This is a genomic window from Phaeobacter sp. B1627 (assembly GCF_006265095.1).
Classification (GTDB): Bacteria; Pseudomonadota; Alphaproteobacteria; order Rhodobacterales; family Rhodobacteraceae; genus Epibacterium.
In genome coordinates this window covers 1-5,641 of record NZ_VCNK01000074.1, presented here as the reverse complement: position 1 = coordinate 5,641, position 5,641 = coordinate 1, and the positions used below count along the sequence as shown (strand labels likewise).

Below are 5,641 nucleotides of genomic sequence, written 5' to 3'. Positions count from 1 at the left end.
TTTGAACGACGCAGGCGACGAAGGAGCCTGCATAACAGATATCGATTAGCTCGAACCTTGCAGTAGCGTGGTCGATTACCAACAGCGCAACGCGTAGGGATAGGGTGGGTCAGGCAGGGAGGGGAAGGGATATCCCCAATTCTACCTCCCTGCGCCTGTGGCAGTGGTTGAATTTGCTGAGAATGGGTCAGGGGCCGGAGGGACCGGACGAGTAAGAGGCGCGTGGTGGCTCTGGTTTGCGATCAGGGTTGTCCGGGTGCTGGCCCCATCGATCCATGAACTGCGTCCGCAGGGTCTGATACAAGCCTTCCGGGATGACCTTCTTGGCCGTGTCCCTCAGGGTTTCGAAAGCACCTCGCCACACATCGCGTTCTCGCTCGACTTTGAGCAACGCTTTCTGGCCGTCATCAAGCAGAACCTTCTCCAGGCGACGAGACGTTTCTTCTGTCACTCGCCGGGCCGCCTGCACGGCCTCGTCCTCAGACCTTGCCAGAAGCGCGTCAGCGGCGCTCTGCGCCTCTCTGAGCGCCGTCTCGCGGATCTGGGTGGTCTCGTCCTCTACGGCCTTCCGACGCGCCTCTGCGGCGCTCTGAGCGTTCAGGGCGGCGGTTGCATTCTCCCACTGCTCATCCGCGATAGCCGCTGCACCGTCGATGAAGTCTCGCTCCTGGTTCGCGGCATCCTCAAGTCGCAGAATTTCGGACTGAAGCGCATCCAGCTCCTCTTGCTTGCTGGCGAGCCGACGTTCGTAGGTTTGAAGCCGTTTGACCTCCTTGGCCGCCAGCTCCTCCTTCTCACGAAGCTTGGCGACACGCCTGGCCAACGTCTCGGCCTCTTCCTCGAGCCCGCTTCGCTTCGAAAGGGCCGCGGCGATCTCGGGACCAAGATCGTGGTGAAGCTCTGCCACGGAGCGATGCACTGTGTCGGCGAACTCCGCGCCGGCCCTGAGACGGTCGTACTTGCTATGCCCACGCTCGGCACTGGCAACATGGCGCTTCATGACCTCGGCCGTGATGGTCTGAAGCTCCGATGTGACCCCCCGTTTGGTCATCGCGCTGATGGCATTCCCGTTGAGATCGTAGGCGGGAAGCTGGAAATGCGCGTGAGGGGCTGTCTCGTCACGATGCGCGACCAGGCCGGTCACCGTGCTGTTGAGGCGGGCAGCAATGGCCTCAGCGACATCCCGAAAGGCCATGTCCTGCTGTTCGATGCTCAGGGCCTCAAAGTCAGCTTGGACCTCGCGCCCGAACACGATGATCCCGGAAATCGCCACGCTCGCGTTGCTTTTCATCGCGCGCTTGGTGGCACGGAGCTCGCGGCGTTCCTGGCAAATCTTCCGGAGCGCGCCGGGGGTCATGGGCTGCACGATCACGCTGTTCAGGTGCATGCGCTCCTGGTTCACGTATCCTGGAATGGGGGCGTGCCGGAGATCATGCTTTCGTTGCCCCCCAGCCCTGCCACCTTCGTCGCTCTGGATGCGGGTAGCGACGGCCCGAGGGTTCCCGGCTGCAAGGTCTTCCATGACGTTTCCTCCGTAGGAGATCATTTATGATCTAACCTACTAGGCATAAGCATGCTTATGCCGTAGGCAAAGGGAAGGTAGCAAGCTCCCCTCCCTTTTGAAACCCTCCCCATTGCTCGGGCACATAATTCCTTTCGAAACCCCGCCAGAGCCGTCCCCCAGGACGGCGCAAACCCCATCCTTCCCCTGCCTTGTGGAGGGCGATGTCAGGATGGGTTTGCAAGAGGTGTCCGCTTATTCTGAGGTGCGGGTATCAGAAGCCGAGGTATTCCGGGGGGACGGTTGAGGTCAGCCAGACGCCATTGTCGGCGCGCCAAAAGGGCAACCCGTTCGCATGCATTGCGGCGGTGTTCACCCGCAACACCACGGGGCGACCATGCCGGGTGCCAACCTTCACGGCGGTTTCCTCATCTGGCGACAGGTGGACATGCTGGCGACGACCAGGATTGAGGCCGCTCGCGAAGATTGCGTCGAGGTTGTTGCGCGCCGTGCCATGGAACAGCGTGGCCGGTGGCTCGATGGGCGTCAGGCCCAGATCAACGACAACGGAATGTCCCTGGGCGGCTCGTATACGGCGGCCGTCCTCAGAGAGTGTGAACCGTTGCTTGTCGTTGTCCGTGACGATCTGTCGGAGAGCATCGGCGGAAAGCCGGTGACCCGCCCGTTTCATGCCGCGTAGGAGCTCGTCCACTTGGACCCATCCGCCAGGGCCAAGTGTGAGTCCGATCAGGTCGGGCTCATGGCGCAGAACACGCGACAGGAACTTGCTCTCTTTGCTCATTTGCCAGTGGGGGCCGTTGGTACATGGTCCCAAAATGGAAAGGAGAGAGTCTTCTCAGACCCTCTCCGAAGCACCTAAACGGTGTGAATTCCAAAAGGCTGTTGCCAGCCGAAGCAGCCGAAGCTGTGCTCTTAGATATAGCGTCTAAACGTTAAATATCAACTGCCAAGGTTGTGTAAGTAACTGAAGTTAAAAGAAGAATGTTTTATGATCATGATACGTTTTTCTTGATTACCTTGATTAGTTCTAATTTTCTTGATGTCCTTGATATCCTTGATTACCTTGATGGGGACAGAGGCAGACAGTGTTTGGGAAATTTGGCGTGCATGGAGAAGGTGATGTCCGAATCTAGCCAAGGCGCGACAGGTGCACGCTCCAAGCTGTCTCCACGAGACCGCGGCGGGAACTTCTTTGCCGTTGACAGGGATGTTTGGGAGCGTTTGTGGGAGGTCGAGGTCACAAACCGGCTCAATTTCATCACCGCTTATCTTGTCATTTCGGCCGGGACTGGCAGCGATCATCAGCTTTCGAAGTGGTCCACGAAGGCATGCGAGCGTCATGTTGGCATAGGTAAGCCTAGAGCTAAGGTCGCGATCGATGAACTCATAGAACATGGGTTTGCGGCTCACACGGAGCAGTCATCTAAAGCTTACCCACAGTACAAGCTCCAAGAAATACCGACGGATAGCGACCCGATTTTCTTACCAGTAGGTATGGTGACCGGCTTGGCTGCTGAAGCGTCTTTGCTGCGTAGGGTCCGTGAGGTCGGGGATCCGATGCTATTGCGTATGCTGGTTGACCTCTACGGCCTGGTGCAGATCGATAGTACATATGGGGTCCCTATTTCCGCGCTGAGCCTTGTGGCGCCAGATGACTTCCCTGCTCGCAAGGTCTTTGAAATTGGTGTTCATGCGATTTGGGCTCTGCGGTTGGGGGATGGCCTCGTGTCGCGAGGTGATTGGATGATGCCGCATCATGCTAAGGACTGGAGCATTTTCTGGCACAGGTTGCGCACGCTCGAAGATATTGGCGCAATTTGGTACGAGCCTTGGGTCTTTGAGAGCGGCGACCAGGATGCTGAACCTATGTTCCCGATCTCTGTGCTAACGTCACGCAGTACCAAAGCAGACTCTGATGTTTCACGTCTAACCGATGTAATCCAAAGCGCGTCAGAGGCACTGGCTGAGGATAGGTATTACCTTCTTGAAATGTACTCAGAAGACGTTCTGGTGCCCTTGTCGAGGCATCGGAGTATGCCTGGGATCAGGGGAGTGGCGCGTTTAAGGATCGAGGCGGACACGCCTGGTCGGCGTTGGTCATATCGAGAGCGGATGCGTCGCCTGGAAACGTATGAATCTGGTTATAGGGCTTTGGCGCGTGAGGCTGCCATTGGGCAGTACAATCATCCTCTGAATACAGGGGTCGCCGACTAGTCTTAGCGAAAAGTGGAAGGTTATTGATGCCAGAAGACGAAGACAAAAGCGTGAAAGCTAAACCTGCTTCCACTTTCCCTTCAGAGGTAGAGCTCCTTGACGCGGGCTATGTTCGTGCGAGTTTTCGCGAAAAACCTGATGTTTCCAACCTTGTGACCGCCGCAGGCCATCCGTTTCCTACGCATGAAGAGATTGTGCAGGCCGGATATGTCCCTCTTAGCCGGAGAGAGGGAAGGCTGATGAGCCGCCCTCGTGTGGGCCAGATGTATTGGGTGGATTTTCCCCACGATGCTTATGCCCCTGAGTTCGAGAGAGAGCACCCTGGCATTATTATACGCGCCGCGAACAAGTTGCGGCACGATACTTGCATTGTGCTACCAGTTACTAGCGCGGCTCAAAAAGCCGGAACACACTTTCATCAACTTGCTGAAAACCCCAATCCAAAGGGTAGGGATAAAGGGATCGTTGCCTACGTTGTGTGTGATCACCTGTACACCGTGAACACAAACAGGTTGCGGCCCTTGGTAGATTTGAGGGGAAAACCGGTCTTTCCGAAGGTCAGCGCTGACGACATGACGGCTGTTTTCGGGCTCTTGGAAAAAGTTCTCAATCGCTCCTTCTGCACTATTACACAAACGGCAAAAGAGGCGACACCGCGTGCCCCAGAAGCCGCAGAGCGGCCGGAGAAGCGGGAAACTCAGGGCGGTCGACCCATATTGAGTTTGAACCGTAAGGAAGGTTAGCGACCCCTGAGGACCGTTTCTTAGCGCCTAAAGAGCTTTTCGAAGAAGCCTTTCGGGCGCTTGTCCTCTAGCAGAGCCGTTGCCTGTTGCCGCCACTTGTCTCTGTCTTCACGCAGATCGGCGATCACTGCCTCTTTGTCCGCCAGTCGTTCTTGGGCAGCTTCAAGACGAGCCTGTAATGCTTTGAAATCACCCGTTTCTGCGGTGTTCACAGGTGTTTCTTTTGGGGTTTCCTTGTGTTCACCCATGGGTGTTGGCGGGTAAACCCTGTGCAGCTCAGAAGGGTCGATGCGAAACGCACCGGTGTCGTCCTTTGAAGCGGATATTCGTCCTGATTTTATGGCCTTAGAGATGGTCGCCTTCGACTTCCCCGTGGCCTTCGCAGCCTCTCCAAGGGTGTACACCATGGGGTTTCCTATCGTTCGTAGTTGCCTGTTTTTATCCTGTTCGCCTGTTTACTCGTCTTCCCTTGCCGGGGTGCCCGGCAGATCGACCTCCATTCCTGGGAAGCTGGGCTGAGAGATTGGGGGCAAGCCGCTGCCCGAGGGGATTTGCATCTCTCCAATGCGCGGAAGGTGGTGCAGAGCAGCTTTGTCGGCCTCGATAGGTTCGGGTTGTTCATCTTCGGCCAGAAGAACCTCTGCCTGAAGGCGGGCGTAGCGCAGGCGGTCCCTGGCTTCGGTCCACACCACGCGGCTGTTGAGGACATAGGCGTTGACCGTGCCGCTCGCGCCGATCTGTTGAACCTCGATCCAATTGCCAGCTTCGAGGGTTTTCAGTGCGCGTTTCACGGTGGAGGCCGACGAGCCCATGAGTTTAGCCAGCACCTTGTGTGATGCGACGACGGCGTTCTGGTCGCCCACATTGGCTGCCAAGACATGGAGTAACGCGGAGGCCGCTGGATGTTTCGTGCCTAACCGTGCCCAAGCCTCATGAGCGGCGCGGTCAGTCTGCACGAAGTGGCCACGAGTGGGTTTGCTCGGGAGTGTTTCCCGGTTTTCGGATTTTGCCCGCCCTGGTTCATCCATGACCTACCCCTAGTCCATCGGTGGTTAAATTTGATTCACACATAGTCATTTGTCGATCACATATGGCCGGCATTATGCCGTCAAAATTCGTCCATGTCTGCACAAATTTCGCTCAGGCCCAGGTCACAGCTGTG

At 57.0% G+C, this 5,641-nt stretch carries 6 protein-coding genes; 2 read left to right on the top strand and 4 right to left on the bottom strand.

All coding sequences use genetic code 11. The annotated features are described in order from the left end of the window. Positions 1 to 187: 187 nt before the first annotated feature. Both FGE21_RS19565 and FGE21_RS19560 read right to left on the bottom strand, forming a co-directional pair. The gene (locus FGE21_RS19565; protein ID WP_255731675.1) at positions 188 to 1,522 is read right to left on the bottom strand and encodes a plasmid recombination protein; all 1,335 of its coding nucleotides are present in this window, start codon (positions 1,520 to 1,522) and stop codon (positions 188 to 190) included. A 253-nt stretch (positions 1,523 to 1,775) separates the two neighbouring features. Then, complete coding sequence (locus FGE21_RS19560; protein ID WP_139665077.1) at positions 1,776 to 2,303, bottom strand: RNA 2'-phosphotransferase; 528 nt, start codon at positions 2,301 to 2,303, stop codon at positions 1,776 to 1,778. Between the two features lie 200 nt (positions 2,304 to 2,503). On the opposite strand from FGE21_RS19560, the gene FGE21_RS19555 reads away from it, so the two are divergent. Together FGE21_RS19555 and FGE21_RS19550 are read left to right on the top strand one after the other, a co-directional pair. After that, positions 2,504 to 3,736 (top strand): hypothetical protein, encoded by a 1,233-nt coding sequence (locus FGE21_RS19555; RefSeq protein ID WP_139665076.1) that lies wholly within the window; start codon positions 2,504 to 2,506, stop codon positions 3,734 to 3,736. 26 nt (positions 3,737 to 3,762) lie between these two features. After that, positions 3,763 to 4,479 (top strand): type II toxin-antitoxin system PemK/MazF family toxin, encoded by a 717-nt coding sequence (locus tag FGE21_RS19550; RefSeq protein WP_139665075.1) that lies wholly within the window; start codon positions 3,763 to 3,765, stop codon positions 4,477 to 4,479. Between the two features lie 20 nt (positions 4,480 to 4,499). On the opposite strand, the gene FGE21_RS19545 is transcribed toward FGE21_RS19550, so the two are convergent. Together FGE21_RS19545 and FGE21_RS19540 are read right to left on the bottom strand one after the other, a co-directional pair. After that, a complete protein-coding gene (locus tag FGE21_RS19545) occupies positions 4,500 to 4,886 on the bottom strand; it encodes a helix-turn-helix domain-containing protein (protein ID WP_139665074.1) in 387 nt (128 codons plus the stop codon). 48 nt (positions 4,887 to 4,934) lie between these two features. Then, positions 4,935 to 5,507 carry a replication/maintenance protein RepL gene (locus FGE21_RS19540; protein WP_139665073.1) on the bottom strand — a complete coding sequence of 191 codons (573 nt, stop codon included), beginning with the start codon at positions 5,505 to 5,507 and terminating at the stop codon, positions 4,935 to 4,937. Between the last annotated feature and the right edge of the window lie 134 nt (positions 5,508 to 5,641).